Source organism: Scytonema sp. UIC 10036 (genome assembly GCF_009725235.1).
On sequence record NZ_WJFC01000168.1, the window covers coordinates 1 to 18,749 of the forward strand.

The 18,749-nt window shown below is 44.1% G+C and carries 16 protein-coding genes and 1 pseudogene; 9 read left to right on the forward strand and 8 right to left on the reverse strand.

The features are described from left to right. Positions 1–34 precede the first annotated feature (34 nt). Complete coding sequence (locus tag F7734_RS45905; RefSeq protein WP_155751015.1) at positions 35–274, reverse strand: DUF2283 domain-containing protein; 240 nt, start codon at positions 272–274, stop codon at positions 35–37. After that, positions 271–531, reverse strand: coding sequence for a DUF4258 domain-containing protein (locus tag F7734_RS45910; protein WP_155751016.1), 261 nt, complete (start codon positions 529–531; stop codon positions 271–273). The genes F7734_RS45905 and F7734_RS45910 overlap by 4 nt, the downstream gene beginning before the upstream one ends. A gap of 373 nt (positions 532–904) precedes the next feature. Here F7734_RS45910 and F7734_RS45915 point away from each other — a divergent pair, with 373 nt between their 5' ends. From F7734_RS45915 to F7734_RS45940, 6 genes are all read left to right on the forward strand, one after another. Further along, positions 905–1,951, forward strand: a complete 1,047-nt coding sequence (locus F7734_RS45915) for a chemotaxis protein CheB (RefSeq protein ID WP_155751017.1) — start codon at positions 905–907, stop codon at positions 1,949–1,951. A gap of 104 nt (positions 1,952–2,055) precedes the next feature. Further along, complete coding sequence (locus F7734_RS45920) at positions 2,056–3,915, forward strand: CheR family methyltransferase (RefSeq protein ID WP_155751018.1); 1,860 nt, start codon at positions 2,056–2,058, stop codon at positions 3,913–3,915. A gap of 201 nt (positions 3,916–4,116) precedes the next feature. Then, positions 4,117–5,439, forward strand: a complete 1,323-nt coding sequence (locus tag F7734_RS45925) for an ATP-binding protein (RefSeq protein ID WP_166482561.1) — start codon at positions 4,117–4,119, stop codon at positions 5,437–5,439. A 482-nt stretch (positions 5,440–5,921) separates the two neighbouring features. Beyond that, entirely contained in the window at positions 5,922–7,010 is a 1,089-nt protein-coding gene (locus F7734_RS45930; protein WP_347566397.1) for a PDDEXK nuclease domain-containing protein, read from the forward strand. A 137-nt stretch (positions 7,011–7,147) separates the two neighbouring features. Next, the gene (locus tag F7734_RS45935) at positions 7,148–8,743 is read left to right on the forward strand and encodes a metallophosphoesterase (RefSeq protein WP_155751020.1); all 1,596 of its coding nucleotides are present in this window, start codon (positions 7,148–7,150) and stop codon (positions 8,741–8,743) included. Between the two features lie 17 nt (positions 8,744–8,760). Then, on the forward strand, positions 8,761–9,552 hold the full coding sequence (locus tag F7734_RS45940; RefSeq protein ID WP_155751021.1) for a class I SAM-dependent methyltransferase: 792 nt from the start codon (positions 8,761–8,763) through the stop codon (positions 9,550–9,552). Between the two features lie 237 nt (positions 9,553–9,789). On the opposite strand, the gene F7734_RS45945 is transcribed toward F7734_RS45940, so the two are convergent. Further along, positions 9,790–12,822 carry a chemotaxis protein CheB gene (locus tag F7734_RS45945; protein WP_155751022.1) on the reverse strand — a complete coding sequence of 1,011 codons (3,033 nt, stop codon included), beginning with the start codon at positions 12,820–12,822 and terminating at the stop codon, positions 9,790–9,792. A gap of 203 nt (positions 12,823–13,025) precedes the next feature. Next, entirely contained in the window at positions 13,026–13,304 is a 279-nt protein-coding gene (locus F7734_RS45950; protein ID WP_207714365.1) for a hypothetical protein, read from the reverse strand. A gap of 100 nt (positions 13,305–13,404) precedes the next feature. On the opposite strand from F7734_RS45950, the gene F7734_RS45955 reads away from it, so the two are divergent. Next, complete coding sequence (locus tag F7734_RS45955; protein ID WP_207714366.1) at positions 13,405–13,887, forward strand: hypothetical protein; 483 nt, start codon at positions 13,405–13,407, stop codon at positions 13,885–13,887. A gap of 5 nt (positions 13,888–13,892) precedes the next feature. Here F7734_RS45955 and F7734_RS45960 read toward each other — a convergent pair whose 3' ends face one another. From F7734_RS45960 to F7734_RS45975, 4 genes and pseudogenes are all read right to left on the reverse strand, one after another. Then, positions 13,893–14,963 carry a chemotaxis protein CheB gene (locus F7734_RS45960; protein WP_166482562.1) on the reverse strand — a complete coding sequence of 357 codons (1,071 nt, stop codon included), beginning with the start codon at positions 14,961–14,963 and terminating at the stop codon, positions 13,893–13,895. Between the two features lie 185 nt (positions 14,964–15,148). Further along, complete coding sequence (locus F7734_RS45965) at positions 15,149–15,487, reverse strand: hypothetical protein (protein WP_155751024.1); 339 nt, start codon at positions 15,485–15,487, stop codon at positions 15,149–15,151. A gap of 85 nt (positions 15,488–15,572) precedes the next feature. Further along, positions 15,573–15,860, reverse strand: a complete 288-nt coding sequence (locus tag F7734_RS45970) for a hypothetical protein (RefSeq protein WP_155751025.1) — start codon at positions 15,858–15,860, stop codon at positions 15,573–15,575. A 97-nt stretch (positions 15,861–15,957) separates the two neighbouring features. Beyond that, positions 15,958–16,496 (reverse strand): annotated as a pseudogene (locus F7734_RS45975) (VOC family protein). Positions 16,497–16,577: 81 nt separating this feature from the next. On the opposite strand from F7734_RS45975, the gene F7734_RS45980 reads away from it, so the two are divergent. Together F7734_RS45980 and F7734_RS45985 are read left to right on the forward strand one after the other, a co-directional pair. Continuing rightward, a complete protein-coding gene (locus F7734_RS45980) occupies positions 16,578–17,069 on the forward strand; it encodes a DUF4385 domain-containing protein (RefSeq protein WP_155751026.1) in 492 nt (163 codons plus the stop codon). Positions 17,070–17,314: 245 nt separating this feature from the next. Then, the gene (locus F7734_RS45985; RefSeq protein ID WP_155751027.1) at positions 17,315–18,703 is read left to right on the forward strand and encodes a hypothetical protein; all 1,389 of its coding nucleotides are present in this window, start codon (positions 17,315–17,317) and stop codon (positions 18,701–18,703) included. Positions 18,704–18,749 lie beyond the last annotated feature (46 nt).

Here is an 18,749-nt window from a genome sequence, read left to right on the forward strand (position 1 = left end):
TTTGAACCAGGCGGTCATCCCTGAGTATTTCTGCTCATTTCGACCAACGAATCACAGCATCCGCCATGCGGTGGGGTAGTTGAATAATTGAATATTCAACACTACGAGGATTATCCATTCGTTTAGAAGCATCTATGATTTCTAATCCTACTACGTTTCCCGATTGGTCATAATCAAAAATAACACCAGGTTTCTCTTCATCGCTTTCTTCAATTGCTGCATTGCTAAAAATTATTCTCAAAATATCTACTTCAGGGTCATAGGTGATTTTCATGTTTGTCTCCAGTATTTCTCAATTTTGCTAGTTCGATAAACAGTTATAACAACTGCTGGATCGACATCATCTGCTACAATAACGCGCAGCAAAAAGATTTTACCGTTATCAAACTTAACCTGTGACTGATATACTTTGCGTCCATTTCTTTCTTGCACAATCTGTTGAGGATTCTCTAAAACATCTCCAACTAAGGATAATGCGATTCCTCGTCGTTCTATTTCTGTTCGTGCATGACGAGAAATTGTGTATCTCATTTGTTGAATTTTTAAGAAAATACATAAATATTGTGTAACAATTTACCTACTTTTCACTCGAAGACTACTTATTTCAATAAACTGCCAAGACGCAAAGAGCGTGAAGAAAGAGGAAAAGCATGCAGGTATCAATTTATACTAAAAAGGGAGTTATGTCAAATTTAATTTAGCATTAGCAATTAGAAATCGCGGCTACGCAGACAAAACCAGACGGGAGCAGGTTTTGCTATATATTTGCTGTTCGGTCTTAAATTATTAGGATTGTTATATTATGAGAAATCTCCTAAAAGCTTAATGTGTAAGTAACCCACTTCTGTTAACCTAAGCTTAAGCAGTGTAGCGTGGTTCTGCTGTCAAAACAAGGAGGAAAAAAATGCCCGGACACGACATTATTGTTGTCGGAGCATCGGCGGGCGGAGTCGAAGCACTGACTTTCTTGGTAAAAAATTTGCCACAAGATCTGAAGGCTGCTGTCTTAATAGTCTTACACGTACCCAGCCACGGTAGTAGCGTTTTACCCCGAATTCTTGAGAGAGCAGGGAATTTGCCTGCCGTTCATGCTCGAGATGGTGAACCCCTTTTGCTAGGACGAATCTATGTTGCTCCCCCAGATTATCACTTATTGGTCAAACCGGGAACTTTACAACTGGCTCGTGGCCCAAGGGAAAATAATCATCGTCCTGCAATAGATCCCTTGTTTCGTACTGCAGCAAGAGCTTACGGACAACGAGTCATTGGTGTGGTGTTGACTGGTAGTCTTGATGATGGGACAGCAGGACTCAGGGCGGTAAAAATGCGGGGTGGTGTGGCTGTTGTCCAAAACCCTGATGATGCATTGTATGGGGGAATGCCAAGCAGTGCCATTGAAAACGTGGATGATATTGATTATATATTACCACTATCAGATATTCCAAGTGTGTTGGCAGATGTGGTAAATATGCCAGTGGAAGTTGCTGCAGAAAATCCCATTTCTGAGGAACTAGCCTTTGAATCTGATTTGGCAGAGATGAAGATGGCACAACTTAACAATGAGGATAAACCGGGCAAACCATCTCCTTTTGCTTGTCCTGATTGCGGTGGTACCCTTTGGGACTTATCCGAAGGGGATTTGCTGCGATTCCGGTGCCGCACGGGTCATGCTTTTTCTGCAACCACCCTGCTAGCAAAACAATCTGATGCTCTAGAGGATGCATTGTGGATTGCTCTGAGAGCTTTAGAAGAGAAAGCCTCTTTAGCACATCGTATGTCTCAACGAATGCGCGATCGCAACCAATCTCTCTCGGCAAAACGATTAGAAGAGGAGGCAAAAGATGCTCAAACGCGTGCTGCTGTCATTCAAGAGGTACTTCTTAAGAGCGATGGGATGACAAAAGATAAAGATTTATCATCTTTGATCTTAGATGAACCAATTGAGGAGTAGTGGAAAATTTGCTGCATTTTAAGTCTTTTTTCCTACGATTATTTTTTATGAAAATGATGGCTCAGTACCGTTCGATTGAAAGTTGATAAAGTATAAAATATAGCATGAGTAATATCGAACCCAATCCTGACTTGGAAAACTTGCTAGAATATATCAAACGGAATAGAGGGTTTGATTTTAGTGGTTACAAACGCACAAGCCTAAGTCGTCGAATACGGCGACGGATGCAAACACTAAATATAGAAAACTATAGTGAGTATTTGGATTATTTAGAAGTACACCCGGATGAGTTTGTCGAGCTATTTAATACAATCCTGATTAACGTGACAGCTTTTTTTCGAGATGTACAAGCTTGGGATTACATAGCAAACGAAATTATTCCTCAAATTGTGGCTAACAAACATATTAGTAAGCCAATCCGCATATGGAGCGCTGGTTGTGCTTCTGGGGAGGAAACCTATACCTTAGCTATTTTGCTGGCAGAAGCACTGGGAATGGAACAGTACACAGCGCGAGTGAAGGTGTTTGCTACGGATGTGGATGAGGAGGCTCTCAATATTGCCCGTCAGGCAAGCTACGGTTCAAAAGAATTGCAAAGTGTTCCTCTGAATTTACAAGAGAAGTACTTTGAGCGAGTCAATGGGCGCTATGTTGTTCAAAAAGAGCTGCGTCGCGGTGTGATTTTTGGGCGTCACGATTTGGTTCAAGATGCTCCTATTTCCAGAATTGATTTACTGGTATGTCGCAATACCTTAATGTATTTTAATACTGAAACCCAAGCTAAAATTCTCGCTCGCTTTCATTTTGCTCTTAACGATAACGGGTTTCTCTTTCTAGGGAAAGCAGAAATGCTGTTTAGCAGAAACCATTCATTCAGTCCCTTAGAATTACGACAACGGGTATTTATTAAGGTGCAAAACGGCAACTTGCGCGATATGCTATTGAACATCGCTCATCCTAGCAGGCAGCAAGCTGTTCCAGAAATGGTCGATCGGATACGCATTTATGAAGCTGCTTTTGAGATCGATCCCATTGCCCAGATCGTCGTGGATCTCAATGGCACACTCATCCTGGCTAATAGTGAAGCCCGTAACTCATTTCATCTCAACCCCAAAGAGTTGGGTCGTCCTTTGCAAGATTTAGAGCTTTCCTACCGACCGGTGGAGTTGCGATCGCGCATCGACCAAGTTCGCACCAATCGTCTCGGGATCGTATTAAAGGACGTTGAGTGGACGACATCCGACCGAGACATCAAATATTTAGACGTGCAAATCATGCCTCTGTTGGATGATAACATTGACGAACTATTAGGTATTAAAATTATTTTTGCTGATGTTACCCGCTTTAAAAACCTACAGCAGGAACTAGTACATGCCAACCAGGAATTAGAAACGGCTTATGAAGAACTGCAATCTACTAATGAAGAATTAGAAACCACCAACGAAGAACTCCAGTCTACTGTAGAAGAGTTAGAAACTACCAACGAAGAACTCCAGTCTACGAACGAAGAACTGGAAACCATGAATGAAGAACTGCAATCCACAAATGAGGAGTTGCAGACAATGAACGAAGAACTGCGCCAACGCAGTGAAGAACTCAATAGAGTCAACGGCTTTTTGGAATCCATTCTCACCAGTCTTCGTGCTGGAGTTGTTGTTCTCAGCCCCGATTTACATATCTTAATTTGGAACCGTAAAGCTGAGGACTTGTGGGGTTTGCGGTTTGATGAAGTTTTTTCCAAACATTTTATGACTTTGGATATCGGCTTACCCCTAGAACCACTCAGACTGCCAATTCGCTCGATCCTAAATGGGGAATCAGATTACTATGAAGTGGTACTAGACGCAAGAAATCGCCGAGGTCGAGCTATCCAGTGCTACATAATTTGCACTCCCCTTTTAGGCGCACCCAGCGACGTTCAAGGCGTCATACTATTGATGGAAGAACGCGAACAAGAGGAATAGTCCAAAAAGGTCAAGCATTAAAAAAAAATTCTTTTTCTCGTTATGTCATATCATTGTTTTATCATCAGGAAGATAATATAATCAGGAGGAGTAACCAAGAATTATTAGAAATTACAATTACACTATTAACCTGGTAGATAGATTCAGCATCTTGATGAGACAAGTATCTTTACGGTAGAGGAGAGGATAAGAGGAAAGCTTGTGAATCTGGAAAACTTTGGTCGGCAAGTACATGAGGTGCGCCGACATACCCAGCTTCTACATCATCGTGTCAGGGAATCACCAGAACAACAACAAGACTTGCTAGCTGAGGCTTTCGAGGAACTTCGTACTGCTCTGGAAGAACTGCACGTAGCAGAAGAAGAATTGCGCCAGCAAAACGAACAGTTGGCGATCGCTTGCCAAGAGGCAGCAACAGAACGCAGACGGTATCAAGAATTATTTGATTTTGCTCCTGACGGTTATCTGGTAACAGATTCTCAGGGAAAAATTTTGGAAGCAAATCATGCTGCGGCTAACTTACTAAAAATATCAAAAAACTTTCTGATAGGAAAACCACTGGTCAATTTTTGTCCTCCAGAAGAGCGTCAAGTTTTTCGTTCTCAATTACAACGCTTAACGGATATGGAGGAAATGCAAGAATGGGAAATCCACTTGCAACCCCGTCAAGGAAGCATATTTGATGCTAGCTTGACAGTAAAAACTATACGAGACAAGGAAGGTCAATCATCTGGTTGGCGGTGGCTTATGAGAGATATAACATCTCGCAAACAAGCAGAAGAAAAACTAAATGCAATTCAAATTCAAAATTTAAAATTACAGGAAGCTTCACGGTTTAAATCGCAGCTTTTAGCAGTTATATCTCACGAACTGCGTACACCGATGAATAGCATTTTGGGATTTTCCCAACTGTTGCTGCGCCGCTACTACCATCTATTAGCACCAGAATTAAGAGAGATGGTAGAAAGGATTATTCAAAGTGGCAAACAGCTTTTAAAATTAATTGAAGACATCCTTGATTTTTGTAAACTCGAAACAAATAAGTTAGAGTTACAGCTACGAGAGTTTAATTTGGTAGAGTTAGTCACAAGAATTACAGAAGACTTGAGCCCTCTAGCCGAACGGAAAAACTTGACTTTGGTTTTGCACTCCGATATTAAAAATCCCAAAATTATGAGCGATCGCGATCGCTTGGAACAGGTGGTTACTAACTTGATAAGTAATGCCATTAAGTTTACAGAGAGTGGCGGCGTAGTTGTAGAGTTACAACAAATCAACGGGGATCGCTTGGTGTTAATGGTGAAAGATACAGGCATTGGCATTCCCGAATCAGACACAGCACACATTTTCGCAGAATTTTGGCAAGTCGATAAGTCTACAACTCGCAAGCAAGGCGGCGTCGGATTGGGACTGGCGATCGTAGAGAAGTTAGTGCGATTAATGAAAGGAACCATCACAGTTGAAAGCAAACTAGGAGAAGGCTCAACTTTCCGAGTAGAAATACCAAGAATCAGTGACCAGTGACCAATGACCAATGACCAGTGACCAGTGACCAACAGCAAGAGCCACAAAGGACGGTATTCACTCGCTCCAGTCCACGCCGTTGATCTCCCGCCAGGGGCGGATAGTCGGGATGCTCACAACCCACTCTGCCCAGTTGCATCGCCCGTCGGAGGAACAATTTCAGCGGCTTGACCTACTGGTATGGATGGCGGCGGACTTCATCGAACGCGCCCGTGCGGAAGCAGCGTTGCAGGAGTCGGAAGAAAAATATCGCACGTTAGTTTCCGCCACTTCAAAAATGGTTTGAACGCCCATTCCGCACCCCAACTGTTACAAACGGTAATTACTGAGTGTAATCTCTAAAAAAAGAATAAAACTATACTGTTTTTCTTATAAAAACAGGTTAGAAAGCGTGAAAAAGTATAAAGGGTTGCTTATTCACACATAAGCGATTATTACCGTTGATGTACAATACACTAACCGCCCCATACGTTCTTCTACCAGTGACCGATTCCCTTTTTCCTGAACCAGGCAACTATGATGCCTTCTTAGGCACCCTTAAACAGCGCATTCGCACCGCGCAGGTACGGGCGGCACTGGCTGTTAACCAGGAATTGGTGCTGCTTTATTGGCAGATTGGCAGGGAGATTTTACAACGCCAGCAGGAGGAAGGGTGGGGAACTAAAGTCATTGAGCACCTAGCCAAGGATTTAAAACGGGAGTTTCCGGAGATAAAGGGTTTTTCCCGCACAAACCTGCTCTATATGAGGGCTTTCGCGGAAGCTTACCCGAATGAGTCATTCGTCCACCAGCTTGGTGGACAAATTCCCTGGCGGCATAACTGCGTTTTGCTGGATCGCGTAAAAGTGCCAGAGCAGCGGGTTTGGTACATCCAGCAGACCATCCAAAACGGCTGGAGCCGCGCCATCCTGGAGATGCAGATTGAAAGCCGTCTTTATGAACGCCAGGGCAGTGCAGTCACCAATTTTAGCCAGACCTTGCCTAAACCCCAATCCGATCTGGCGCAGCAGCTTATCAAAGACCCGTACAATTTTGACTTCCTGACGTTGGGTAAAGAGGCGCAGGAAAGGGATTTAGAGCGGGCGCTCGTGGAACGCATTCGTGACTTTCTCCTGGAACTGGGAGCAGGATTCTCGTTTGTGGGAAGCCAGTATCCACTTGAGGTCAGTGGGCAGGAATATCGGCTTGACCTCCTGTTTTATCACCTCACGCTGCGCTGCTTTGTCATCATTGACCTTAAAATGGTGGAGTTTCAGCCAGAATTTTCTGGGAAAATGAACTTTTATGTATCAGCGGTGAATGCTATCTTGCGGCATCCTGACGATCAACCCACCATCGGCATCATTCTGTGCAAGTCTAAAAACAAGACGATTGCCGAACTTGCACTCCAAGGAATGACACAGCCTATCGGCGTTTCTACACACAAGATAAGACAAGACGTTCCCGAACAGCTTAAAAGTATCCTGCCTACGGTGAAACAACTGGAGATGGAGCTGGATACAGCTGCTGCCGAACTTGAAAAGCAGAAGCAGGGGAAACTAGAGACGGGCGAGCCATTCCACACGACATAGGACGGGCGAGGACGCCCATCCCACAAGATGAAGAATTTATTTTTTGGAAATATCTAATCCTCTAAAGTACAATTAGCATACATTATTGTCAAAAAACAGTAAAAATTCGGAAATTTTGTATCCTAGAGCAATTCCCAATGGATTATATCTTCGATCCACCAATCCCCGTAAAAATTCAAAAAATGAAAGAACGGGTGCGGTGGCGGCATCCGAGCCTTGTTCAACGAGGAATCGATCAAACTAGCTTGGTCTTGGATGACGGGAACTCGGATAATCCAGAATTTTCTTTTATGGTTATAGGTGATACCGGGTCTAAGCCATCTTATGGACAACATCCACAACGCTTAGTTGCAGAGTTAATGCTGACTCAACGCGATGAATGCCGTTTTATTCTCCATACGGGAGATGTGATTTATGTAGTGGGTTCCCATGAGTACTACCCGCAAAATTTTATTGAACCTTATCGCGAGTTCCTAGTCGGCGGAGAAAATTATCAAGACATTTGCTACGATCGCATGACGTTTAGTACACCCATTTTGCCAGTACTGGGGAATCACGATTACTATGATGTGCCGTTGATGTATGGTTTAATCGCAGGAACCACACTACCACTGCGACGCCTATTGCGTTACAAAGATATAGAAATCGGCTGGCATGGTTCTTATCAAGGTAACGCATATGCGAGAGCGTTTCTTGACTACCTCAAACACTTTTCTCCTGGCGAAAAGTTAGAATATCATTTAGACAGCCATTATACAGCTAAAACCAACACCGGACGCTGTTTGCGGTACGAACCCGGAAAGTTTACCCGCCTACCCAACCGCTATTACACTTTTCGTTATGGTGGAATTGACTTTTTTGCCCTCGACTCCAACACCTTCAATGCACCCTCCCCACTTCCTACAACAAAAGAGGGAGATACAGAACGTCGTAAATTAGAAAAGCGCCGTCACGAAATAGAAAAAGAAGAAACGCAAATTTTAGAAGCCTGTTCTCGCCTCAATCCGGATATTCCCCAAGAAGCCGAACAACTTGATGCTCTCAAAAGTAAGTTATACCAAATTGATGAAGTCAAAATTGACATAGAGAAACAGCTTGAATCCCATCAAGCACCACCAGTAGACTTTGAACAACTCAACTGGCTGAAGCAAAGGTTAATAGAATCTTGGAATAATCAAGAAGTACGCGGACGAGTTGTTTACTTTCACCATCCGCCCTACGTGACTGAAGCAAGCAAATGGCACCAATCCCAAACTTTAGCAGTTCGCCATCGCTTGCGTGGGGTGTTTGATGCTGTCGCTGAAACTCTTGGTTCTCTCACTCAAGGACGTCCGATAGTGGATTTGATATTAAACGGTCATGCCCATTGTTTGGAGTATCTCCGCACAACTCACACCGGACATGGTGATTCCCATATCCACTGTATAATTTCTGGTGGTAGCGGTCGCCGTCCCCGTCGCCAACGAGAGGAGGGATCGGAATTAATGGAAACTTTTGAAGATGCAACAGGTAGTGATACGCGTAAAATTGCTGACTCGTTTCTTTTTGTTGGTCGCAACGGATACGATGCTCAAAAACGGCTTCCTTACTCCTTTGTGCGAATCGATGTTCGCGATGGTTCCCCTGCCAAATTTATTGTTAGACCATTTATTACAGAACGCTTTCAAGGAGAGTGGTATAATCGCGAGTTGGAGCCGATAGTCATCAGTAATCACCTGACAAATGACCAATGACAAATGACCAATGACAAATGACTAAAGCAAAATACGTTTTTTTACCTTTTACTGTAGTTATTCTGGGAATATTGTGCTGTTGGGTACTTAGCTTTAATAAAATAGCGATGCTGCAAAGCAGCCGCTACGCGAACGCAGATTCTGCATCTTCCTCAGTTGTTTACGAACAACGGCGTCTTCATAGCCCAGATGGAATCGGTAAATTTTATATGGGTCGCGAGATAGCTAAAGTCATGGGACACACGGGGGCGGGTTGGTTGGAAAGACCAAGTCGAGAGGCTGAGGAACAGCCTAGCAAAGTAGCGAACGGTCTTAATCTCAAGTCTAATGATATTGTGGCAGATATAGGGGCTGGTACGGGTTACATGAGTTTTCGGATTGCGCCTTTACTGTCCACAGGAAAGGTTTTGGCTGTGGATATTCAGCCAGAAATGCTGGAAATTATCGAGTTTTTTAAGCAAGAGAAAAAGATTGTCAACGTTGAGCCTATTTTGGCAACTCTTAGCGATCCCAAATTACCACCAGAGAGTGTTGATTTGGCTTTGATGGTGGATGCTTATCACGAGTTTGAGTATCCGCAAGAGATGATGCAAGGAATTGTTAAGGGGCTTAAACCTGGTGGTCGTGTTGTACTCATTGAGTATCGGGGCGAAAATCCTTTTATTGCAATTAAAGCTTTGCATAAAATGACTCAGAGGCAAGTGAAAAAGGAAATGCAATCTGTCGGGTTAGTTTGGCGGGAAACAAAAAACTTTTTACCTCAGCAACATTTTATGGTGTTTGAGAAGTCAAACAATGAAATTACGTAGGTTGGGTTGAGGAACGAAACCCAACATTTACAAGCATTTGTTGGGTTTCCCCAAGAGGAAAGCCCAACCTACAAAAATTATTAACCGAGCAGTATTCGGAGTTGACCCGTTTTTAAGGCTAGGATGTACAAACATCTCTAGAAAAGATATGAAAACAGCAGTTTTCATGGTAGAAGAGGCAGAGCCTCAAGTAAGGCATTCCCAGGCTCCGCCTGGGAACGAGGTGATGTGAAGTTTTTATTCAGATGCTGTTTCTAATCGTCTTTGCTCGGTGATGTCCTCGATCGCCAGTAAAATCATCTGGGTGTTGTCAATCTTGGGCATTTTGCGAGCTTTGAGCCGCATGATTTTACGTCCGATCCGCTCAAATTCATGCTCGACCTCAAAATCTTGAAACTGGGCATTACTGGCAAGAATCTCTTCGAGTTGCGATCGCAATTGGGGAATGTCCCACTGTCCGTTGCCCAATTCAAAAATCAACTGCTGCTCTGTTTGCACGGGCGAAACCTGAAACGTGTCGTAGAATGAACGATTTGCTGTGATGCTCCGCAACTCCGCATTCAGCACGATCAGCGGTTCCCAGACAGTTTCTACAATCGCATCAGCATAATCTCTTGCTTCCATCAATTGGGCATTACTGCGTTTGAGGTCGTCAATATCAATTAACACCAGCACTGCCCCATCGATCTTATTATCAATTGTGCGATAGGGACGAATTCGCAGGTGATACCAATGTCCGTCCCTGTCTTGAATCTCCTGAGCCTTTAAGTTGAGCGTCCGAATCACTTCTAAAATCTGTTGCTCTAAGTTAGGCACATTTAGCTTGTGGGTAATGTCGCTCAGGGGTCGCCCAATATCCGTTGAAATCAAGTTGAAGATCCCTTCCATCGCTGGGGTAAACTGCCGAATCTGGAGATCGGCTCCCAACATCAGAATCGGGATATGGATACTGTTAAGCAAATTCTGCAAATCGTTGCTCACTTGCGTTGCTTCCTGGGTGCGACGGCGCAGTTCATCATTCACCGTGTTCAGTTCTTCATTCGCCGCTTGAATTTCTTCTTTTGCGGTTTCCAACTCCTCATTGGTACTTTGCAACTCTTCATTGCTCGACAAAATTTCTTCGTTGGCGGCTCTTAAGTCCTGGTTCGTGGCTTGCTGCTCTTCGATGATCGATTGCAGATGCTCTCGGCTCGTTGCCAGTTCGTGCTTGAGTCGAGCAATCTCAGCCGCTTCTCTACTCCTGCGCTTAGAGGAGGTACTGCCATCATCAGTTGCATATGGTAACTCCGAAACGAGCGGAGTATCTTCAAACAGAACTAAGAAACACTCTTGAGATGCCCCAATTTGGAATGGAATGACATTGATGGTAATTTGCCGGATGCGAGGTGTGCCTCGCAAAAGCGCTTCGTTACCACCTTCTCTCACCTGTAAGCCTTCCCGTTTGACCGGCAGCTTTTGCTGTTTTGCCTGGTAGATAGCAGTTTGTAGCTCTCGCCGCAATTCTTCTTTTGCCATTCTCAGCAGGTTCAAGCTTGCTCGACCGGGAGATGGTTCTAGATAAGGGCTAGTCTGTCCCCGAAATTGCAGAATCTCCAAGTTGACATCGACCACGACACCTGCGGGAGCGTATTGATTCAAAACAATCCGGTCTGCTTCTCTCTGGATTTCCAGTTCGTTGGGAAGCTGTTCTGTCACAAAAGGTTGAGGGTTGATAATGGTTGGAGAATAAGAGCTGGTAGTCAACTCAATGTTGGGTCGAGATGCTGTCAACTTTTTAGCATAAATTTTGTTTTTTTTGTCACACAAAGTAAACAGGTCTACAAAGTCACCTACTGTTTCTGAAGTCCCTAACATGAGAAAGCCTGTGGGCTTTAGACCATAGTGAAAAATTGGCAGGAGTTTTTTCTGTAAAGCGTTTCCTAAATAGATCAGCACATTGCGACAGCTAATTAAGTCCAGCCGCGAAAATGGCGGATCGCCAATCAGATTTTGTCTGGCAAAGACGCAAACTTCCCGTACTGACTTACTGATTTGGTAGCCTCCCTCAACTTGAACAAAGAATCGATAGAGCCGTTCTGGGGTAACATTCGCAACCTGACTGAGCGTGTAAACCCCGTTGCGGGCATATTCAATTGCTGTCTCGCTAATGTCAGTTGCGTAAATTTGAATCGGTATGCGGGGAACTTGTTCGGCGAGAAACTCTAGCAAGCAGATGGCTATCGAGTAAGCTTCTTCCCCGGTTGAACAACCTGCTACCCAGATACGAATGGGTGTGCCTGGTGATTTATCCTTAATGATAACGGGAAAGACCAGACTTTTTAAGGCATTGAAGCTTTCTGGGTCGCGAAAAAAACTGGTGACATGAATCAAGCAATCTTGATACAGTGCCATGACTTCTGCTAGGTTGTTCTGGAGATAGCGAGCATAATCTTCCAGGCGTTCGAGCTTGTATAACAGCATTCGCCGTTGAATCCGGCGATTTAAGGTAGTTTGTTTATAATGAGTGAAATCCAGACCTGTTGCCTTCCGCAGCAAATTGAAGATAACGGCAAGTGCCTCCTGACTGGTAGCTGGGGATGAGATTTTCTCCGACTCAATTGTGGGAAGGCTTGCAATGTAGGGATGAGAGCTAATTTCAGATAGCTTCTGGGCAATTTGGTCGGGCGGTAAGATAAAGTCTACCTGACCTGTGGCGATCGCTGTGTTGGGCATACTATCGACTTGTGCTGACTCCTGGCATTGAGCAAACGTTACACCCCCCGCCGCCTTGATTGCCTCTAGACCCCGCGCTCCGTCAGAATCAGCACCTGATAAAATGACGGCGATCCCTTTGTTGCCCCGCTCCTCGGCAAGGGAAAGCAGAAACGTATCTACTGACATAAACGCCCGACTGGTACTTGAGCGAGGCGTGAGCTTTAGTACCCCTTGAGCAATGGTCATACTGGCATTGGGTGGAATGACGTACACTTGATTCGGTGCGATCGCCATGCCATCTTGCGCCTCATGCACGGGCATTTGGGTTGCCCTGGAAAGAATCAGGCTTAGCATGCTTTCCTGCGCTGGAGCCATGTGCTGAATAATGACAAACGCCATGCCCGTATTAGTTGGCAAATAATTCAGCAATTGGGTAAATGCTTCTAATCCTCCCGCAGAGGCTCCAATCCCAACCACTGGAAATAATTCATTGAAATTGTCTTGCTGATTGTCAGTAGGAACTTTGCCATCAGAGGAATTGGGTTGAGATTTTTTGGAAACGCGTCTAGGTGCCATGTCTAATCGCTGTTCTGCCAAGCAGTATCGATCGCCTATTTATACTATTTTGACAGAACCAACCTGTTATAATAGACATCGGCGAAATTTTAATCGAACGTAGAGTTCCCAGCTTGTAAGAGATCGTTTTCAATTCCGATAAAATCCGTGTAATCAAAAAGCGTAGTTAAACGGAGTTAACCATAACTTTTTGTTCGGTGCTGTTACGTCTGTTGATGTAAAAGCTCCAGTTCTTTTCGAGTACTTTCTAACTCATTGTAAGCCATAATGAGTTCAGATGTTGTTTCTGCAAGGATTTTAGAGACTCTGGCTAACTCTAAGCGAGTAGACTCCAGTTCTTGAGTGAGTTGCTCGTAATCATTTGTTTCAATAAATGTCAAAGTAACTCCCAGCAAATGATTTCTAGTGCTAAATACCTGCGAAATATTAATGTCGAAATGCTTTGTGCCTTTTTCCGTTGTCCACTCAATATTTTTTAACACGGTTAGAGCCTGACTAAAAAAACTTCAATCTACCCTGGAAACGCTCAACGCCGAGCGAGCACAAGTCGCTGCGGCGGGTTGGGTTCTGCAACATTGCTGGTTGGTGCAAGTGAAGCCGGGAGGCACTGCCCGAACCAACTGTAAATACTGGCAGGTAAGAAGCCGTCAACCTATGTTTGATGGTAAGACACTAAAACACTTGAAACCGAATGAAGTGGAGGATTACAGAGCCGCGATCGAGCGGGGGAGGCAGTTAAAGCACATCGATCGCCAAATTCAGAAGTTGCAACAGCAGCTTGCACAACTTACCCCCACAACGGACTCATTGAGGGTTGCATCAGAAAGTTCATCAGCCGCATATAAACCTCCTCACCAAATTCCCATACTGCCGAGTGGGGATCTTCAGCAAGCAATAGAAGAACAACCTCTAAATCAACTAAAATTCACAAATTTAGCTGAACAAGAGCGTTTGGTTAAAGAATTGCTTGCAAACAGTCAGGCATTGAGAGCTTCACTGCGGCAAGCAGTCGCTTTCGGCAAAAAGTTAGGGGCAAGAAATATTGACCTGAGAAAGGGACTTTAAAAACCTTATATTTCTTCATTGAGCTTTATTTCTCGCTCCAGATTTTCCTGATTGAGCTTTATTTCTTTATCCAGATTTTCCTGGCTCAATATTTCGTTGCTCATCACTGCTTGCCGAACCAAATTTGCTCGTCGCTTTGCATCCTCGGCTTTTTGTAACAGCAGATCTGCCGCCTCATGCTCGTTCATGTCGCGCAGATGCTTCGCGGTATGAGTCATCAACATCTCACTCGCTTCGATGGTGCGGATGCCATCCCAGAGAGACTCTTCAATCGATTCCGTTACCTCGGCTAAAAGGGTATTCAGCGAATAGGCGTGCCCTGTATGGCAGCGAAAGCGAAGCAGGTTACCTTCTTTCAACTGCAACAGTACGCCATGACACTCAGGACAGGTAAAGGGAGAAAGATCGCCTAGTTTCATAATTCCTAATTCCAGAGCGTTATCTTGCCGCGCAACACCAACTTCAATATCCATTTTCTCAGACACCAAATTGTCCTCCTGTTCGGGAATTGCTTTGTTAACTAGACGCGCTAATAAAGCCCCCATTTCGACGATAGGCACACAGTAATCGACTGTCACTGCTTTCATCGCCGCCCTCGGCATCGAAGAGTGAAGCGCATCAGAGGGATCTTGAACTACAGCGATACCACCTCGCTCTTTGATGGCGTATAACCCAGCAGCTCCATCGTCAAGACTGCCGCTCAACACCACCCCAATGACTCGCTCTCCATAGGACCGAGCCGCAGAGCGAAACAAGACATCGACCGCCGGACGAAAGCGGTTTTCTTTGGGACCGAGAGAGAGCCGGACAAACCCTGACTCAACCAACAAATGGCGATCAGGAGGAGCCACATAAATCCGACCAGTTTTGATTGGCTCGTTGTCAACAGCGTGTGCCACTGGCAGTGAAGTGACCCGCGCCAAAATTTGGGGTAACATACTTGGGTAATCTGGGGAAATGTGCCAGACGATAAAGACAGCCGCAGGAAAGTCAGAGGGCAGTTGAGAAACGAGTGTTTCAAAAGTTTTAAGTCCTCCGGCTGATGCTCCGACAACAACAATATCTGGCTTTAACACTCGCTGCTCCTAACCATTTTCGCTTTTAGGTTACCCCTAACATTCCAAGATAACAGACTGGCTTGATGTACAACACTTCCTTAGGATAGGGCTAGAATCAGGCATGAGGAGCGGTTATCGGAGTAAATCATCTTAGTTATGGCGCTGCGAAAAACCTGACCAAGAGTATAATTTATTACTTATTATTAACTGAATGCTTTTGTAATACGTTGTTGCAATTCGATGTTTTGTGCAATACGTTCTCGTAATAGGACGCTAAGTTTCTGACGTTCGGCTACCAGTTCCCGACTCGTGGCTATCAGTTCTTTTACTTCGATACAGAGTTTCTCACTGGTATCTTTTTGTTTTTGTAATTCGACGCGAATTTGGTGATTTATGGCAGCTATCTCCCGACTGATGGCTGCCAGTTCCCGACTCTTGCTTATCAGTTCCTGGCTCTCAAAGCTCAGTTCTTGTAATCGAGCGCAAAATTCCCGACTCGTGGCTCTCAATTCCCGGCTCTTGCCTATTAAAAGACAGTTCATACTTCCAAGACATAATAAGTAAATATGTAAATAATACATACCGCAGAATCTTTTGAACGCACAGCCAACCAAATCAAGAGTGCGATTAATTTTGTGATGGAATTAGGCTGGCACTTTTGGTTGTACTATCCCAAACGATCCAAGCAAATTGGCTATCTAAATCTGTTGTATTTTCCGTGACTTTGAAATATATCTTTTCTCCGCCTCTAGTTTCTACAGCAAAGTCACCATTTTGAGCATATACTACCTTAAAACCGCGATCGCGCAAACAATACATTGCCCAAGCTTTTAATGATTGCCTTTGCGGATCGTGTGTAATAGGAGGTTTCTTGATTGCTTCTTCAATAACTTGGTATGTCTTGGAATCGATCATTAGTGGTTGGTTGTTAGTGGTTAGTGGTTGGTTGTTAGTGGTTAGTGGTTAGTGGTTAGTTGTTAGTTGTTAGTTGGTTAGTGGTTATGGTTAGTGGTTAGTTGTTAGTGGTCTCCCTGTCCCCCTTGTCCCCCTTGTCTCCCTTGTCCCCCTTGTCCCCCTTGTCCCCATTATCCCCCTGTGGATCGCAGCGAATCTCTATCATAAAGCCATCGGGTCGTAAAAGTAGACTCCTCTACCTGTTGGACGGGTGACTGGTCCGTGGGCGATGGTAATTTGATTTTCTCTCAAAACTTCAACGGCGCGATCGAATAACTCAGGAGTGATGTCAAATGCTAAGTGATATGCTCTGGTAAAAGTTCTTTCTGGGTTTGGATCTGGTGGTGGTAAGTCTGGTTCCCAAAATAAATCGAGGATAGTGCCATCGGGGGTGACAAAATTAGCTACTTTTCCTTGTGCTACTAAATCTACTAGGGTTGCAGGAACTTCATCACCTGTCAACTCATGCAAGCCTAAAATACCGTTGTAGAATTGCCTTGAGGCTTGCATATCGTGAACGTTGAGGGCTATGTGATGGACTTGCCGCAGATCTCCTACATTCAGGACACTTTTAAGAGATTGGGAACTGGGTAGCATGGGTAGGCAACTTTGACTTGGTTTGGATCTAAGTATCTTGATTTTAGTTTACTTTACGCTATTGCTACTACGCTCGCAATCATGTCATTTGATTACTCTTTAGATTTTCAAAGTATTGATTTCCGCAAAAATCCCGAACTCTATCGCGTTGGTAAGGGCGAACAGGGAGTGTTATTAGTAGAACCGTATAAGTCAGAGATTTTACCTCATTGGCGGTTTAAAACTCCTGAAATTGCAAGACAATCAAGCGAAAAAATTTACCAAATGTTTCTTGAGTATTTGGAGCAAGATGATTTCGTGGGGGCAGATATGGCACGTAAGTTCTTACAGATGGGCTATACGCGATCGCGCCGCTATGCCAATCATAAGAGTGGAAAAAAATACAAAACCAATCCTCAAAAAGAAACTTCTATTGAAGCTGAAGCTAAAGCTAGAAAAGATATTTTGCCAAATGAAGTAGACCCTGTCAAAGCTGAATCAGCAGCAATATTTAAAGAAAAATGGATGTTAGCAAAGAAAAATGAGAGATACTGTCAGTTATTGGCAAAGCATAAAGCGATACATAATACATAAGATATTTTTTTCAATGATAATATTTGTACATATCCGTAAGTGCATCCTCGTAGTCAGTTGAAAATTTCCTACAAGAATTATTTGTTAATTAACTACGCCTAAAGATTATAACTTCTGGAGCAGTCATTAATTGATTGTATATACCCTTAGAACGGTTAAGTTATGATTTTTAATCGTTACATTGGCTTGTGTGAATATCTTCAACAAATGAAGGTTGAACCTTTTTTATTAAGGGAATAATTACTATGCAAGAAAGTAGGCAAGCTTTGGACAGACAGGGTGTAAATAGCGATGCTGCAGAGCAGCCGCTACGCGAACGCATAACTTCCGATAGACAGGGTGCAGATTCAGCAACTACAAACTTTAGTAGCGGCATAAGTTCGGGTCAACCTCATGCAGGTTCAGCAACTACAAACTTTAATAGCGGCATAAGTTCGGGTCAACCTCATGCAGGTTCAGCAAGCGTGAATGTAGATGCTGGAGTTACTAAAAACAATGATGCTAATCGCATAAGTTCTACTCAACCTACAGGTTCAGCAAACATTAACATCGGTGCTGGTGCCTCTGGAAACAATAACAACAATGATGCTAATCGCATGAGTTCCGATGTATCCGGTGCTCAAGCAACTAGCAAAGGTCTGAATCCTACGTTAACTCGAGCATTGATCGGAGGACTTGTTGCAGGTACATTGGGGTCATTAATTGGTGCTTTTGCTGGTAAGAGAGTCGGTCAAGGGTTGAATACTGCGGCAAGAGGTATTGGAGAAGCTTCAAAGACTATAGGTGAAGGTCTTAGCCACACAGGCAAAGGTCTGGGGCAAGCCGTAAAAAGTATCGCTGCGGGAGCTACTGAAGCTATCGTAGGTGGTGCAGTAGATACTGCAAAGGGTGTTGCTGAGGGAGCCACACAAGCTTTAGTAGGTACAGTAGACACAGTACAGAATACAGCTCGGGGTGTCACTGAAATAGCCAAGCAAACAGTGGAAGGTACTGTAGATGCAGTACAAAGTACAGCGCAAGGTGTGAGTCAAGCGGTACAAGGTGCAGCACAAGGAACAGCAGACGCAGTACAAAGTACAGCGCAAGGTGTGAGTCAAGCGGTACAAGGTGCAGCACAAGGAACAGCAGACGCAGTACAAAATACAGCGCAAGGTGTAAGTCAAGCAGCACAAGGAACAGCAGACGCAGTACAAAATACAGCGCAGGATGTAAGTCAAGCAGCACAAAGTGCGGCGGACAAGACAAGAGACACAGCAAACCGTGCATCTGAAGGGATTAAGGAAAACGCAGCAAATGCATCAGATACGGTACAAAATACAGCACAGGATTTTAACCAATCTGTACAAAGTGCAGCAGAGAATGCATCGGTAGGTCAAAATCAAGGCATTCAAGATCGAGACCGCACAATTGGCAATAACCAGCAATCAAAAAATAATGAAGTGGAAATGGATCGTACACCAACGATCTACATTTCAGCGCAAGACCCAGTACAAGGGATTAACGCTGCTCCAATTATATCTTCAACAGATCCAGCTACCACTAACGAGACTGGGCTGTTGATAGATACAGGTGAAAAAGCTCCACTTGATAGAGAGATTATTTTACTGAACGATTACAACGATTACAACAAGTAAACACCTGACATTCCAAATGTCATTCATGTGTTGCGTTATCAGTTAT